Origin of the sequence: Dietzia sp. SYD-A1 (assembly GCF_015356725.1) — a bacterium.
GTDB lineage: Bacteria > Actinomycetota > Actinomycetes > Mycobacteriales > Mycobacteriaceae > Dietzia.
This window is the reverse complement of record NZ_JADDKI010000579.1, coordinates 1-14,389: the sequence shown is the minus strand read 5'-3', so window position 1 is coordinate 14,389 and position 14,389 is coordinate 1. Positions and strand designations below refer to the sequence as shown.

Annotated in this window: 11 protein-coding genes and 1 tRNA gene; 10 read left to right on the top strand and 2 right to left on the bottom strand. The window is 70.6% G+C overall.

The features are described from left to right. The 4 genes from IY392_RS17230 to IY392_RS17215 form a co-directional block, all read left to right on the top strand. A partial coding sequence (locus IY392_RS17230; protein WP_228549573.1) for a hypothetical protein occupies nucleotides 1–753 on the top strand: 753 nt, incomplete at its 5' end. 61 nt (nucleotides 754–814) lie between these two features. Continuing rightward, entirely contained in the window at nucleotides 815–2,002 is a 1,188-nt protein-coding gene (locus IY392_RS17225; RefSeq protein WP_182612815.1) for a metallophosphoesterase, read from the top strand. Continuing rightward, a complete protein-coding gene (locus tag IY392_RS17220) occupies nucleotides 1,999–4,641 on the top strand; it encodes an ATP-binding protein (RefSeq protein WP_194861897.1) in 2,643 nt (880 codons plus the stop codon). Before IY392_RS17225 ends, IY392_RS17220 begins: the two co-directional genes overlap by 4 nt. 75 nt (nucleotides 4,642–4,716) lie before the next feature. Further along, nucleotides 4,717–5,196 (top strand): MarR family winged helix-turn-helix transcriptional regulator, encoded by a 480-nt coding sequence (locus IY392_RS17215; RefSeq protein WP_107756730.1) that lies wholly within the window; start codon nucleotides 4,717–4,719, stop codon nucleotides 5,194–5,196. A 94-nt stretch (nucleotides 5,197–5,290) separates the two neighbouring features. Here IY392_RS17215 and IY392_RS17210 read toward each other — a convergent pair. Beyond that, nucleotides 5,291–5,366: transfer RNA gene (locus IY392_RS17210), tRNA-Arg, on the bottom strand. Nucleotides 5,367–5,567: 201 nt separating this feature from the next. Here IY392_RS17210 and argS point away from each other — a divergent pair. Genes argS through thrB form a run of 5 tightly spaced genes read left to right on the top strand, consistent with a single transcriptional unit; the run spans nucleotide 5,568 to nucleotide 12,022 of the window. Then, nucleotides 5,568–7,220: an arginine--tRNA ligase gene (argS, locus tag IY392_RS17205; RefSeq protein WP_107756729.1), complete on the top strand. Its 1,653-nt coding sequence runs from the start codon at nucleotides 5,568–5,570 to the stop codon at nucleotides 7,218–7,220. Beyond that, complete coding sequence (lysA, locus tag IY392_RS17200; RefSeq protein ID WP_107756728.1) at nucleotides 7,217–8,635, top strand: diaminopimelate decarboxylase; 1,419 nt, start codon at nucleotides 7,217–7,219, stop codon at nucleotides 8,633–8,635. Before argS ends, lysA begins: the two co-directional genes overlap by 4 nt. Further along, on the top strand, nucleotides 8,632–9,984 hold the full coding sequence (locus IY392_RS17195; protein ID WP_107756727.1) for a homoserine dehydrogenase: 1,353 nt from the start codon (nucleotides 8,632–8,634) through the stop codon (nucleotides 9,982–9,984). Before lysA ends, IY392_RS17195 begins: the two co-directional genes overlap by 4 nt. Next, entirely contained in the window at nucleotides 9,981–11,063 is a 1,083-nt protein-coding gene (gene thrC / locus IY392_RS17190; protein WP_194861896.1) for a threonine synthase, read from the top strand. Before IY392_RS17195 ends, thrC begins: the two co-directional genes overlap by 4 nt. After that, complete coding sequence (thrB, locus tag IY392_RS17185; protein ID WP_194861895.1) at nucleotides 11,060–12,022, top strand: homoserine kinase; 963 nt, start codon at nucleotides 11,060–11,062, stop codon at nucleotides 12,020–12,022. Before thrC ends, thrB begins: the two co-directional genes overlap by 4 nt. 17 nt (nucleotides 12,023–12,039) lie before the next feature. Here the strand turns inward: thrB and IY392_RS17180 are convergent, their stop codons facing one another. Then, nucleotides 12,040–13,710, bottom strand: a complete 1,671-nt coding sequence (locus IY392_RS17180; protein WP_107756724.1) for an AMP-binding protein — start codon at nucleotides 13,708–13,710, stop codon at nucleotides 12,040–12,042. A 473-nt stretch (nucleotides 13,711–14,183) separates the two neighbouring features. On the opposite strand from IY392_RS17180, the gene IY392_RS17175 reads away from it, so the two are divergent. After that, nucleotides 14,184–14,389 (top strand): Rho termination factor N-terminal domain-containing protein (locus IY392_RS17175; protein WP_194861894.1); only part of this gene is annotated, 206 nt, incomplete at its 3' end.

The window sequence follows — 14,389 nt, the reverse complement described above, 5'->3', positions numbered from 1 at the left end:
GGGGTGGGCATCCCCACCAGGTCGAGGGCCGGCGCGTTCGGGACGCACATGTGGAGTCGCCGGTGGTCCTCGGACATCGAGTCCGGTGCGACCCGCGGCGAGGTGTCCCTCGGCCGCAGGGATGCGCGCGAGGGACGGGTGCTCTCGCTCGAGCACTCGGGCCGGATCGTGCGATGCGACGTCGACGGAAGCCAAGCGGACCCGTTCACGGTGGAGTTCGAGTTCTCCCCGCTCGACACCACGGACACCGAGGCGTTGCGGGTGGCGCTCCGGGGCGAGGACGGGGGAGTTCTGCGCGCGCTCGCCGGTGAGTTCTCCGACACCGTCGGGTTCCTGCTGCTCCCGGCGGTCCACGGTGCCACCCGGTTCACGTGCCGCTGTCCGGTGCAACCCGGCCCCTGCCGGCATGTCCTGTCCGCCGCCCACGTCCTGGTGGAGTGGTGGGACGCCACACCCGAGGTGATGTTCGCACTCCGGGGACTGAGCGCCGAGGCGGTCGGCGCGGTGCTGGGAGGGCACGCCGAGGGGGACTCCGGCACGATCGCGTTCGATGTGGAGGACGGCCTGTGGGGGCGTGATCCGCTGCTCCCCGCGCTTCCCACACCGGCCCCGGCAGGTCTCGAGGACCTGCTCGACGCGCCGGTCACCAGGAGACTCGCCGCCGCGGCGACCGGGGACCCGCTCGAGCAGTTGCGTGTGGTGGCCGACCTCGAGGACTTCCTCGATGCCTTCACCCGGTACCGGTACCCGTGATCGGCGCACCCGGGGTGCATCCCGAGGAGACCGTGTCGGAGCGTCGACCTACGATGCGGCCATGGACAGGCGACGGGGCGGCGGCATGATCCGATTCCTTCATTCGGCGGACTGGCAGTTGGGGATGACCCGGCGATTTCTCGGTACGGAGTCGCAGGCGGTGTACACCGCGGACCGTCTCGCCGCGGTGGCGTCGCTGGGGGATCTGGCCGTCGAGCACGGCGCCGAGTTCGTCGTCGTCGCCGGTGACGCGTTCGAGGACAACGCGGTCCCCCGCTCGATCGTGCTCCGTGCCGCGGAGGTTCTCGCCGCCTTCCCCGTGCCGGTGCTGATCCTTCCCGGAAACCACGACCCGCTCGACGTCTCCTCGGTCCTGCGGTGTCGGGACTTCTCATCGGCGGTGGAGGGCGGGGCCGTCACCGTCCTCTGCGACTCCGACCCCGTCGAGGTGCGTCCCGGAATCGAGGTGGTGGGGGTCCCGTGGACCTCGAAACGCCCGGATCCCGCCCGGCTTCCCGCTCTTCTCGGCGACCTCGAACCGACGGACAACCTGAGAGTGCTCGTCGCACACGGCGGTACCGATGAGGTCTACGGCGGAGACTCACCGTCCGTCGAGGCCATCCGCGTCGCGGACCTCGAGGCCGCCGTCGGGTCGGGTCTGGTCGACTACGTGGCGCTCGGCGACAGGCATTCCGTCACCCGTGTGGGGGCAGGCGACCGGATCTGGTACCCGGGCAGCCCGGAGACCACGGCCTTCGATGATGTGGAGAAGGCGTCCGGTCATGCACTCCTCGTCGAGCTCGGGGCGGAGGGGTCGACCGGTGGCACGGGCAGTTGCCTGGTCACACCGGTGCGGACCGGGCGATGGTCGTTTCTCGCGATCACCGCGGAAATCGAGACCGACTCGGACCTCGACGCGCTCGCCGAGGGCATCGAGGCCGTACGGGACAAACCCAGGACGGTCCTCAAACTGGGTCTCACCGGGACCGTGGACGTGGCCCTGCGCGCCAGGATCGACGATCTCCTGGAGACGTGGGCGGAATTGTTCGCGGCGGCCTACCTGCGGGAGCGGCTCACGCATCTCGTGGTCCGCGCCGACGACTCGGACTTTGCCGGGATGGTCGACGGTTACGCCGAGCGTGCCGTGCAGGACCTCGTGGGGTTGGCGGCTTCGGACGGATCGGACTCCGAGGACGCGGGCAACGCTCTCAGTCTGCTCCACCGGCTCGTGGACGGAGGCAACCGATGATCCTGCACCGACTCCGTGTCGAGGACTTCCGTGGGGTGGCCCGGGAGGAGGTGCAGGTGCCCCCTCGCGGTGTGTTCGTGATCGAGGGCCCCAACGAGTCCGGGAAGACGAGCCTCATGGACGCGCTGGAGATGCTCCTCGAACACAAGGCGTCCTCCGGGCGGGCGGAGATCAAGGCGGCCAGCCCGGTGGGCCGTGACGTTCCGGTGGTGGTGGAGGCGGAATTCACCGTGGACCGCGAGCGGATGCGGTACCGCAAGGAGTTCGTCCGCGGAAAGCGCACCACGCTCGAGTTCCCCGAGTCGGCGAAGGTGGCACTGACGGGCGACGACGCCCACGACTACGTGCGGGACGTCCTCGACCGCAGGGTCGACAGGTCTCTGTGGAGGGCTCTCCGCATCGCCCAGGACGAACCCATCGGCCAGGTGGAGGCGGGCAAGGGGATGGAGTCGCTGAGGCGAGCCCTGGACACCGCAGCCGGTGGCGCCGATCCCACCGGCGACGACACCCTGCTCACGCGGGTCGCCGAGGAGCGTCACCGCTATCTCACGGCGCGACGGGGAGAACCGACCGGTGACCTCGCGCGGTCCGAGACCAGGCTCACTGACGCACGGTCCGCCCTGGCCGAGGCCAGGGCGAGACTGGCCGAGCTCGATGCCGCGGTGACCGAACACGCCCACCACTCGGCCGTCCACGCCAGCCGTCGTTCCTCCCTCGAGGCCGTCGAGCTGGAGGTGGCGCGATTGGAGGAGTCGGGACGGTCGGTGGACCGGTTACGGGAGGCACTGAGAGCTGCGGAGGCCGAGGTCGACCGCGCCGCGGCCGCGTACGATGCGGCGACCCGGCTCCAGCGGGAGCGCGCGAGCCTCATCGCGCTCCGCGGGGAGGCGGTGATCCGGGAAACCGAGCTGCGCGATGCCACCGAGGATGCGGCGCGGCGACTGGAGCCGGCCGAGAGCAGGGCGAGCGAGGCGCGAGCTGCCCTGGAGGCGGCCGAGGAACGGGTCACCAGAGCTCGCAGACTGGCCGACGCGGATCGGGACGCTCGCGAGCAGGCTCGGCGTCGCGCGGACCTGTCGGGCCTCGATTCTCTTCTCGAGACCCTCGGTTCTGTCGGGCGGGAGCTCGCCGCTACCGAGGCAGAGCTCGCGGCCATCGACCTCCCCGGCGGCACCGTCGACCGGATCCGCGCCGCGGAGGCATCCTTACGCGAAGCCGTGGTCCGGAGCGCGGCCAGCGCCCCGACGGTGACAGTTGCCGGCGAGGGGACGGCCCGCATCGGCGAGGAGACGATCGATGCGTCCGTGGGCTGGGAGCGCGAGATCGTCGAGGACACCGTGTTCCGGGTGGGAACGGTGTCGCTGACCGTCGTCCCCGCCGGGGACACCGACGCCGTCCGCCGCGCGGAGTCGACGGCCAGGGCCCGCCTCGAAGAGTTACTGCTCGATTGTGGCTGCGCTTCGCTCGCCGAGGCGGAGACGCGCGAACGACGGGCCGAGGGACTCCGGGCCGACCTCGCGGCGCACCGGCGACGCAGGGCCGACCTGCTCAACGGGGACACCCCCGAAGACCTGGCCCGACGTCGGGAGGCCCTCGCCGCGGCGGTGGCGTCTCATGAGGATGCGCCTGCGGACTCGACCGACGGCCCCACAGGCGCCGGTGAACCGGGCGACGGCGGTTCACCGGATCCGGTCGCGGAGGCGGCAACGGCGGAGGAGGAACTGAGCAGGTGTCGCGCGGAGGACCGGTCCGCGGCTGCTGAGGCCCAGACCCTGAGGACCGATCTCGCCACCCGGGGTGCGTTGGCCGCGGAGGCGGCGGAGCGGCTCCGGGATTCCGAGGAGGCACTCGCCGCCGCGCGGGCCGTCACGCCCGACGACGATCTCGAAGCCGACACGGACAGGACCGGACAGGAGGCGGATGCCCGACGCGAGGCCGCGCGGGAGGCGCGAGCACGGTTGGACGAGGCTCTCGCCGAGGCACCCCCGGAACTCCTCGACAACGCACGGGCCTCGCTGGCCGCGCTCGTCGCTGAGGAACGGGAGAGTGCGTCGGCGGTGGCCACCGCGCTCGGTCGGGTCAACGCCATCAGTGACCAGGGGCGGCTCGGAGACGTCGCGGTGGCCGAGCGTGAGGTCGACGCCGCGGAGAGGGAGAACGCCGCGTTGTGGCGCAGGGCGCGCGCGGCCGACCTCCTCCACCGAACCCTCGAACGGCGTCGGTCCGAGGCGCTCCGGGCATACCAGGAGCCGTTCCACCGCGCGGTGGTCGAGCTCGGTCGACTTGTCTACGGGCCCGATTTCGACGTTCGGCTGGGGGAGGACCTCACCATTCTCAGTCGGAGGATCGGGGACGTCTCCGTGGATTACGACTCCCTGTCAGGTGGGGCCAGGGAGCAGCTGGCGGTGATCGTGCGGATCGCCTGCGCCCGGCTCGTCGGAGACAACGGAGTCCCGGTGTTTCTCGATGACACCATGGGTTACACGGATCCGTCCCGGCGCCTCACGATGGGAGCGGTCATCGCCGCGGCGGCGTCGACCTCTCAGGTCATCGTCCTCACCTGCGACCGCTCACGATTCGCGGGTGTCGGTGGCGCGCGTACCCACGTGATGCGGGGGGCGGGATCGGCCACCGAGTGAGAGCGGTGAACTTCGGCCGACGCTGGACCGGTGGCTGCAGGTCCGGGCGGTGGGTGGTCGTGCTGTAATAGCCCCATGAGCGAGACACGCTGGTTGACCGACGAAGAGCAGTGCATGTGGCGCCGGTACAGGGAAGTCAATCAGTTGCTCGACCTCGCGATCGAACGCCAGCTCCAGCGCGACGCGTCGATGTCCCAGTCCGACTACGCGGTGTTGGTCAGTCTCAGCGAGGCGGACGGGCGGGGTCTGCGCGCCCGGGACCTGGGAGCTGCTCTGGGGTGGGATCGCAGCCGCGTGTCACATCAGGTCCGGCGGATGGAAGCCCGGGGACTGGTCGCCAAGGGCGAATGCGCCGAGGACGGCCGGGGCACGATCGTCACCCTGACCGCCGCCGGAGCGGAGGCGATCGCCCGGGTGGCCCCGATGCACGTGGAGAAGGTCCGGGAGCTTCTCATCGACGTTCTCACGAAGGACGAGATCGGCACACTGACCGGCATCTTCGAGCGGGTGGTCGCACGCATCGGTGAGGTCGACGGGATCACCCTGCCCCGCTGAGCAGGCTACGCCGACCCCGCCGATCGGGTAGCCGGTGGACGCCGGTTCGAACAGACAGCGGGGCCCGGGCTGATATGCCCGGGCCCCGCTGTCGTGGTGCCCCCGAGAGGAATCGAACCTCTGACCTTTGGTACCGGAAACCAACGCTCTATCCCCTGAGCTACGAGGGCGGGATACCGGCCCCACGGGGCCGGAGGCTGACCACCGGGCGACTCCATCGAACCGCCCTGCTGAACAGCGAGACCGATCGTAGCACCGGGGTGCTCCCTGGCCCGCATCGGCCCCGTATCGGTACCGCGAGTGTCGGCCGCCCGGGCACCAGCCGGTGTCCGATTCCACTGCCGACGTGCTGACACCTAGGATAGGAAGACGTGACTCCTGCCGACCTCGCCGCCGTCATCCGTGCCGCGCTACTGACCGTTCTCTCCGAGCGCGGAGCCGACATCTCGGTGGTGCCGGACACGGTGACCGTCGAACGTCCGCGCAATCCGGACCACGGTGACTACGCGACCAACGTCGCACTGCAGTTGGCGAAGAAGGTCGGCGCCGCGCCGCGGGAGCTGGCCCAGGAGATCGCCACCGCGCTCGCCGCGGATCCCGGCGTGGCGTCGGCGGAGATCGCCGGTCCCGGATTCCTCAACATCCGCCTCGACTCCGGAGCCCAGGGGGCGCTCGTGGCCTCGGTCATCGAGCAGGGTGAGTCGTACGGCACCGGCGAGGCGATGGCCGGCCGCCGGGTGAACCTCGAGTTCGTCTCGGCGAACCCGACCGGCCCCATCCACCTGGGCGGCACGCGGTGGGCGGCGGTCGGTGACGCCCTCGGGCGCGTCCTCGAGGCGTCCGGCGCGCAGGTGACGCGCGAGTACTACTTCAACGATCACGGTGCCCAGATCGACCGGTTCAGCCGGTCACTGCTCGCCGCCGCCCGCGGCGACGCGACGCCGGAGGACGGGTACGCGGGTGCGTACATCGAGGACATCGCCGCGCGCGTGGTCGCCGACCACCCGGACGTGCTCCAGCAGCCGGAGGACGAGGCCCTGGAGACCTTCCGGGCTACCGGTGTCGACCTGATGTTCACGCACATCAAGGCCTCGCTCGCCGAGTTCGGCACGGTCTTCGACGTCTACACCCACGAGAACTCCATGTTCACCTCCGGTGCCGTGGACCGGGCGATCGAGGTGCTCAAGGGCAACGGCAACCTGTACGAGTCCGAGGGCGCCTGGTGGCTCCGCTCCACGGACTTCGGTGACGACAAGGACCGCGTGGTCCTCAAGTCCGACGGCAACGCGGCCTACATCGCCGGCGATATCGCGTACTTCCTCGACAAGCGGGACCGCGGGTTCGACCTGTGCATCTACATGCTCGGCGCCGACCACCACGGGTACATCGCACGGCTCAAGGCAGCGGCGGCGGCGCTCGGCGACGATCCCGCGGCGATCGAGGTCCTCATCGGTCAGATGGTCAGCCTCGTACGGGACGGTGTCCCGGTCAAGATGAGCAAGCGCGCGGGGACGGTGATCACGCTCGACGACCTGGTGGAGGCGATCGGCGTCGATGCCGCGCGGTACGCGCTCATCCGCTCCTCGGTGGACCAGACCATGGACATCGATCTGCAACTGTGGGCGTCGGCGACCAACGACAACCCGGTCTTCTACGTCCAATACGCGCACGCCCGCCTGTGCTCCCTGGCCCGGAACGCGGCCGACCTGGGGGTCACGACCGACGCGGCCGACCTCGCGCTCCTGGTCGAGGACCGCGAGGGTGCCCTCATCAGGACCATCGGTGAGTTCCCCAGGGTCGTGGCGAGTGCCGCCGAACTGCGGGAGCCGCACAGGGTCGCCAGGTATCTGGAGGAGCTCGCGGGTGCCTACCACCGCTTCTACGACACGTGTCGTGTCCTGCCGATGGGTGACGAGGAGCCCGGCCCGCTCCACGCCGCCCGGCTCGCGCTCAGCACGGCCACCCGGCAGACCCTGGCCAACGGCCTGCGGCTGATCGGCGTCACCGCCCCGGAGAAGATGTGAGCGCGCACCCGGCCGGGTCCCGACACGAGTTCCCGCACGCGCCCGGTATCGGGGAGCGTCCCACCGACGCGGGGCGGGTCATGGCCCTGGACCCGGCGGTCTGGCCGCGCGGCGCGGGTCGACGCGACGACGGTGTGGTGGAGTTCGCCGGGGTGGCCGCGGATGACCTGGCGGCCGAGTACGGGACCCCGTTGTTCGTGATCGACGAGGACGATTTCCGCTCCCGGTGCCGCGAGATGGCGGAGGCCTTCGGTGGCGCGGACCGGGTCCATTACGCGTCCAAGGCGTTCCTCTGTACCGAGGTGGCGCGCTGGGTGGCGGAGGAGGGACTGAGCCTCGACGTCGCCTCGGGTGGCGAGCTCGCGGTGGCCCTGCGCGCCGACTTCCCGCCCGCCCGGATCACGGTGCACGGCAACAACAAGTCCGCCGACGAACTGCGGCTCGCCGTCCGCAGCGGGGTCGGGCACGTCGTCCTCGACTCGATGTCCGAGATCGCGCTCCTGGATCGCATCGCCGCCGAGGAGGGGGTGGTCCAGGACGTCTTCATCCGGGTGACGGTGGGCGTCGAGGCGCATACCCACGAGTTCATCGCCACCGCGCACGAGGACCAGAAGTTCGGGTTCTCGCTCGCGGGCGGCGCGGCCATGGCCGCCGTCCGCGGGGTGTTCGACGCACCGCACATCCGGCTCACCGGACTCCACAGCCACATCGGCTCCCAGATCTTCGACGTCGACGGCTTCGAACTCGCCGCGCGTCGCGTGATCGGGCTCCTGCGCGACATCGTCGACGAGTTCGGGGCCGAACGCACGGCCCAGCTCGATCATCTCGACCTGGGTGGCGGCCTGGGCATCAGCTACGTCCCGACCGACGACCCGCCCCCGGTGGCGCACCTGGCCACCGCACTGAGGGAGATCGTCGACGGGTTCTCGGCGGACGTCGGGCTCGCGCCCCCCACGTTGGTCGTCGAACCCGGCCGCGCGATCGCCGGACCCGGCACGGTCACCCTGTACGAGGTCGGCGTGGTCAAGGACGTCGACCTCGCCGGCGGGGAGAGACGTCGGTACATCAGCGTCGACGGCGGGATGAGCGACAACATCCGGACCGCGCTCTACGACGCCGAGTACGACGCCCGCCTGGTGGGCCGCGCGTCGACCGCCGCCCCCGTCGTGGCCAGACTCGTGGGCAAACACTGCGAGAGCGGTGACGTGGTGGTCCGCGACCTGTGGATGCCAGAGGACACCGGGGCAGGGGATCTGGTGGCCGTCGCGGCGACCGGCGCCTACTGCTATTCGATGTCCAGTCGGTACAACCTGATCGGCCGGCCCGCTGTGGTCGCGGTCCGTGACGGACGGGCACGCCTGGTGCTCCGGCGTGAAACCCTGGACGATCTGACGAGCCTGGAGGTGGGACAGTGAGCGACGCAACGGCGTCAGGCGTGCGACCCGTGGGGGTGGCTGTGCTCGGAATGGGCACCGTCGGTACCGAGGTCATCCGCTACATGACGGAGAACGCGGAGGCGCTCGCCTCCCGGATCGGGGCTCCGCTCGTCCTGCGGGGTGTCGCGGTGCGCGACCTGTCCCGCGACCGCGGGATCGACCCCGAGCTGCTGACGGCGGATCCGTCCTCGCTCGTCTCGCGGGACGACGTCGACGTCGTCGTGGAACTGATGGGCGGTATCGACGTACCGCGTCCCCTGCTGCTGGAGGCGCTCGGGAACGGCAAGGCCGTGGTCACCGCCAACAAGGCCCTGCTCGCCGAGTACACCGACGAACTGGCGGAGGCGGCGGACTCGACCCGCTCCGACCTGTACTTCGAGGCGGCCGTGGCCGGCGCGATCCCGGTGATCGGGCCTCTGCGGCGTTCCATGGCGGGTGACCAGGTCCAGCGGGTCCTCGGGATCGTCAACGGGACGACCAACTACATCCTCTCCGCGATGGGGTCCACGGGCGCCGACTACGCCGAGACCCTCGCCGAGGCCTCCCGGCTCGGATACGCGGAGGCCGACCCCACGGCGGACGTCGAGGGATACGACGCGGCGGCCAAGGCCGCGATCCTGGCCTCGATCGCGTTCCACAGCCGCGTCACGGCGGGCGACGTCTACCGGGAGGGCATCTCCCGGATCACGCCCGACGATTTCGCGTCGGCCCGCGACATGGACTGCACGATCAAACTCCTGGCGATCTGCGAGAAGCTGCAGCGGGAGGACGGCAGCGAGGCCGTCTCGGCGCGCGTCTACCCGGCGCTGCTGCCCGACAGCCATCCGCTCGCCACCGTCAACGGCGCCTTCAACGCAGTCGTGGTCGAGGCGGAGGCGGCAGGTCGGCTCATGTTCTACGGGCAGGGTGCCGGTGGATCCCCGACCGCGTCCGCCGTCCTCGGGGACATGGTCGCCGCGGCCCGGAACAAGGTCGACGCGGGCCGGGCGCCGGGGGAGTCGACGTACGCGGCGCTGCCGGTGGCGTCGATGGACGAGGTCTCCACCCGCTATCACGTACGGATGCGTGTGGCCGACAAGCCCGGCGTCCTGGCTCTGGTCGCCGCCGAGTTCTCGCGCCACGGGGTGTCCATCGCCCAGGTCCGGCAGACCGAGGTCGAGTTCCCCGAGTCCGAGCTGGACGATGCCGAGCCCACCGCGGAGCTCACCGTCCTGACCCACCGAGCCTCGGAGCGCGCGCTCGCGGACACGGTGGCAGCGCTCTCAGACCAGGACGCGGTCTCGGTCATCACCAGCGTCATCCGACTCGAGGGAGTGGACACAGAATGAGCAGCACCCATCAGCCAGTTCACCACCGCTGGCCCGGTCTCATCGAGGCCTACCGCGACCGGCTCCCGATCGGAGACACCTGGGAGACGGTGACGCTCTTCGAGGGCGGGACCCCGCTCCTGCCGGCCCCCTACCTCTCCGGGGTGACCGGGTGCGAGGTGTACCTCAAGGTGGAGGGCCTCAACCCGACGGGCTCGTTCAAGGACCGCGGGATGACGATGGCCGTCACCGACGCCAGGGCGCGCGGTCAGAAGGCGGTGCTGTGCGCCTCGACCGGCAACACGTCCGCCTCGGCCGCCGCCTATGCGACCAGAGCCGGGATGAGCTGCGCGGTGCTCATCCCGCAGGGCAAGATCGCGGCCGGGAAGCTGGCGCAGGCCGTCATGCACGGGGCCACGATCATCCAGGTCGACGGCAACTTCGACGACTGCCTGGAACTGGCCCGCAAGACCACCGCGACCTACGCGGAGATCGGCCTGGTCAACTCGGTCAACCCCGTGCGGATCGAGGGCCAGAAGACCGCCGCGTTCGAGATCGTCGACGTGCTCGGGCGGGCTCCCGACCTGCACTTCCTGCCTGTCGGTAACGCGGGCAACATCACGGCGTACTGGAAGGGATACAGCGAGTACCACGCGGACGGCATCATCTCGACCCGCCCCCGGATGATGGGGGTGCAGGCTGCCGGTGCGGCGCCGCTGGTGGACGGCGCGCCGGTCGAGAACCCCGAGACCATCGCCACCGCCATCCGCATCGGCGCGCCGGCGTCCTGGGACGGCGCCGTCGCCGCCCGCGACCAGTCCGGTGGCACGTTCCGTAAGCGCACCGACGAGCAGATTCTCGAGGCCTACCGCACCGTCGCGGGTAAGGACGGCGTGTACGTGGAGCCCGCCTCCGCGGCGTCGGTCGCGGGTCTGCTCGACGCCCACGCCAACGGGGAGCTCGAGCCCGGGCAGACGATCGTCTGCACCGTCACCGGCAACGGGCTCAAGGATCCGGACACCGCCCTGTTGGGTATGCCGGAGGTGGAGGCCATCCCGGTGGATCCCTCCGCCGTCGCCGGCGCCCTCGGACTGGAATGAGCGCCGTGAGCGGCGCTGGCCCGGAGGTCTTCGGCAGCTCCGGGGGACGCATCCTGCCGGTCGGCCGCTCGGTCACCGTCGAGGTGCCCGCCTCCAGCGCCAACCTCGGGCCGGGATTCGACGCCCTCGGTGTGGCGCTGGGCCTGTACGACACCATCACGGTGACGACGATCGCCTCGGGCCTGGAACTCGAGGTCTCGGGGGAGGGGGCGGGGCAGGTCCCTGCAGACGCCTCACACCTCGTCGCCAAGGCGGTGGAAGCCGGTCTGCGTGCCGGTGGCACGGGCGCGCCCGGGGTCAGGATCTCCTGTACCAACGCGATCCCGCACTCCCGGGGTCTCGGTTCCTCCGCGTCGGCGGCGGTGGGGGGATTGGTCGCGGCGAACGGGCTGATGGGTCAGGTGTTGACCGACGAGCACCTGGTGCAGCTGGCGAGCGAGTTCGAGGGACATCCCGACAACGCCGCGGCCAGCGTCCTCGGTGGGGTGGTGGTCTCGTGGACCGAGAGGTCGGCGACCGCGGTGACCTACCGGGCGGTCCGTATGGATGTGGACCCGACGATCGTCGCCACCGTGCTGGTGCCGTCCGAGACCTCGTCGACGGCTCAGACGCGCGGTCTGCTCCCGGAGAAGGTGCCCCACGAGGATGCGGCCTTCAACGCCAGTAGAGCCGCCCTGATGTCGGTGGCGCTGGCCTCGCATCCGGAGTTCCTGCTCGCCGCGACCGAGGACCGACTGCACCAGTCCTACCGGGCCCCGGCGCTCGTCGGCACGACGGAGTGGATCGCCCGGCTCAGGGACCGGGGTCTGGCCGCCACGGTCTCCGGAGCAGGACCCACCGTGCTGGTGCTGGGGACCAGCCCGCTGCCGACCGACCTACGCGCTGACGCCGAGGCGCGGGGGTGGCAGGTTCTGGACCTCGAGATCGCCGAGGGCGCCCGGGTACTCGCCGCGCAGTGAGCACAGCCCACGCCTGATCAGGTGGCGGAGCCGGGCGAGATGGTGGTGACCCGATAGGCCCCCTCGGCGTGCAGCGAACGGATGGCCCGCTTGTCGTACTTTCCCACCGACGTGCGCGGGATGTCGTCGACGAAAGCCCAGTGATCCGGTCGTTTCCACAGGTCGACGTGGCCCTCGAGTGAGTCCCAGAGGGCCCGGGCGGTGGCCGACGCGCCGGGTTTGAGGTGGACCAGGACCATAGGGCGGTTGCCCCAGCGTTCGTCCGGCACCCCGATCACCGCTGCATCGGCCACCCGATCGTCCCGGAGGACGGCGTGCTCGAGTTCCACCGAGGAGATCAGCTCGCCTCCCGAGGCGATGATGTCGTCCACCCGGTCGACCACGTCGAGGTAGCCCCGCGGGGAGATGGTGGCCATGTCCCCGGTGCGCAGCCACCCGTCGACGAACCGGTCGGTGGCGTCGTCGCCCAGATAGCGAGCGGTGACCCACGGGCCCCTGATCTGGAGTTCGCCGACGGACCACCCGTCGTTCGGAAGGACTCGTCCGGACTCGACGATCCGGGCGTCGACCCCGGCGGGAAACCGGCCCTGTCCGAGGATCTGGGCCCGGCGATGGGTCGCCGAGGAGTGGGGATCGGCGCGGGCGAAGGTGGCGATCGGGCTGGACTCCGTGAGGCCGTAGGCCTGCATGATGGTGACCCCGTGCCGGGTGACGAAGGCGTCGAACAGCGCCTCCGGCACCGGAGAGCCGCCGACCAGGACCTCGCTCAGGTGGCCCAGTGGCTGCGGGTGGTTCTCCAGGTGTCGCAGGAGGCGTTGGAGCGAGGCCGGCGTCGTCGCGACCTTGTTGGGCCTGAACGTGGCCAGTAGCTCCGCCAGCTCGCGTCCGGAGTGCATGGCCTGACCCGGCCGCGGCCGGGCGGTGATGATGCTGGCCCCGGTCATGAAGGCCGCGTACGGCAGTCCCCAGGACAGCACGTGGTGCATCGGCACGGTCGTCAGGACGCTGTCCCCACTACGGAGCGCGGCACTCTCGGCCATGCACATCTGCATGGAGTGAAGCCAGATCGACCGGTGCGTGAACGCCACCGCTTTCGACAGGCCCGTCGTGCCGGAGGTGTATGCGAGCGCGGCGGCGGTGCGTTCGTCGAGCTCAGGCCACGGGAAGGTGGTCGGTCGCCCGTCGAGGAGCGTCTCGAGGGCGTGGAGCTGCCCGCCGTGTCGGTCCCCGGACGGCGCTGTGGTGTCCCCGTGAACCTCGTCATCGAACACGACGAGGTGGGGTGCGTGCTCCAGATCGTCGATCACGTCGAGTGCGCGGGGCAGCAACTCCGGATCGACCAGCAGCACCGAGACGTCGTTGTCGCGCAGCGCGGCGAGGAGGAACGACCGGGATCGGAAGACGTTGAGCGAGAGAACCGCCGCGCCCATCGACGGGATCGCGAACATCGACTCGATGACCTCGGGGCGGCTGCCGGACAGGACGGCCACCACGTCGCCGCCACCCACACCGAGATCTGTCAGGGCGTGCGCAGTGGCCGCGGCCCGGGCCGCGATCACGTCGAACCGGGAGGTCCTCGGCACCATGTCGCCGACGAAACCGGTGACAGTGGAGCTCGAGTGTCGCTCCGCGGCGTGGTCGAGGATCCGCGACACGAGCAAAGGGGTCTCGAGCATCGTTCCGAACATCGGACCTCCTTCCACTCGGCCGCAGTGGGCTGTTAGGTTACCGCCCGCCGGTGGGGATGAGGACACGCCAGGCGGGACTCGCGAGGGGGACGCGTGTGGGGCGGACAGCGGGTAGTATGCTTTTCTGAAGCCACGGACGCCCGGTCGTCCCTGAATCCCGAGACATCTCCCGTACGCTTACCCCGCCAGCGGTGAGCAGTCCGCGAGGCGGTCCCGGGGGGAGCGGCCGAACGGCGCGTGGCCAATTGGGATTGTCGTGCCCGTGAGTGGGTCTCGTCCGACGTCGACGGTCAACATGAAGCCGACCCGGCAGGAATCACCTCGTGCACATCCCCCTCAGACGACTCCGTGTCCGGCCAGTTCGCCGCCACGGAAGGCCTCAGCGGCCACCCGGGACGCGTGTCTGCGTCCCGGACAGTTGCCCGGCGCGGAGCGGTTGACACCGACTCGGTCCGGGCCCAGAAAGGACACCCGTGACCTCGACGGAAACCCACTCCACACCTCCGCAGGGGGCTGCACTGGCAGCCATGCGTCTGGCGGACCTCAAGTCTCTCGCCCAGCAGATGGGCCTCAAGGGGCTGTCAGGTAAGCGCAAGAGCGATCTGGTGGCGATGATCGACGCCGCCCGCGGTGGACGGTCCCAGGCTGCCGCCCAGTCCTCGCCCGCCCAGTCCTCGCC

Coding starts and splice junctions, on each gene's coding strand:
- IY392_RS17225 (WP_182612815.1), top strand. CDS start 815: ATGGACAGGCGACGGGGCGGCGGCATGATCCGATTCCTTCATTCGGCG.
- IY392_RS17220 (WP_194861897.1), top strand. CDS start 1,999: ATGATCCTGCACCGACTCCGTGTCGAGGACTTCCGTGGGGTGGCCCGG.
- IY392_RS17215 (WP_107756730.1), top strand. CDS start 4,717: ATGAGCGAGACACGCTGGTTGACCGACGAAGAGCAGTGCATGTGGCGC.
- thrC (WP_194861896.1), top strand. CDS start 9,981: ATGAGCAGCACCCATCAGCCAGTTCACCACCGCTGGCCCGGTCTCATC.
- thrB (WP_194861895.1), top strand. CDS start 11,060: ATGAGCGCCGTGAGCGGCGCTGGCCCGGAGGTCTTCGGCAGCTCCGGG.
- IY392_RS17180 (WP_107756724.1), bottom strand. CDS start 13,710: ATGTTCGGAACGATGCTCGAGACCCCTTTGCTCGTGTCGCGGATCCTC.